This is a genomic window from Bartonella sp. AP58NXGY (assembly GCF_042195785.1).
Classification (GTDB): domain Bacteria; phylum Pseudomonadota; class Alphaproteobacteria; order Rhizobiales; family Rhizobiaceae; genus Bartonella.
The window spans coordinates 1-797 of sequence record NZ_JBHIOY010000191.1; the positions used below are offsets into that span (position 1 = coordinate 1).

1 protein-coding gene is annotated in these 797 nt (G+C 43.8%); it reads left to right on the forward strand.

Annotated elements, in window-relative coordinates:
* Nucleotides 1-204: 204 nt before the first annotated feature.
* A partial coding sequence (locus ACFINC_RS10360) for a lysozyme (RefSeq protein WP_375617158.1) occupies nt 205-797 on the forward strand: 593 nt, incomplete at its 3' end.

Consider the following 797-nt stretch of genomic DNA (forward strand, 5'->3'; position numbering starts at 1 on the left):
AAATTCCTGTTGATTTAGACGGTACTTCTATAGAAAAGCGTTGTCAGTATGAATTACAAGAAAGCGACTATGCGCCGCTCTTTCAACTTGGCTTTCGTGTTGAAGAAGTCGAGCAGCTGATCAAAGAGCATAGCCAATAGAGATCATAAGAAAACACTTTTATCCAGCCTCACTTTTGTGGGGCTTTTTTTTATGGAGCGTCAGATGAGAAAGATATCGCAAGAAGGTTTAGAGCTTATCAAACAGTGGGAAGGATTGCGTTTAGAGGCTTATAGAGATACAGCATGTATCTGGACCATTGGTTATGGTCATACCAGCAATGCAGGTCAACCGCTTGTCAAAAAAGGCATGCGTATTACGCAAAAGCAAGCGGAAGAAATCCTTTGTGAGGACTTAAAGCAATTTGAGAAGACAGTCGAGGAAGCGGTCACGGTTTCGTTAACGAATTGCCAATTCGCGGCATTGGTCTCATTTTGCTATAATGTAGGAACAGCTGCTTTTCGCAAGTCAACCTTGTTGAAGAAGCTTAATCAAGGTGATTATGAAGCCGTACCCGTTGAATTACAGAAATGGAATAAGGTAGGTGGAAAGCTTCTTGCGGGTTTAGCCAACCGTCGAGCAGCGGAAGCAGGTTTGTGGGCGAAAGGGTCTTATGTTTCTTCAAACTATCAAAGAGTAGAAACGAAAGAGGCAAATGGTCTTTTAAAGGTAGAAGCGCTCGCCCCGATTATAGGGTCTTGTTCTGGGTTTGGAGGCTTGTTGGTTGGCAATGGACCGATACAGTGGGCGTTAGCAGG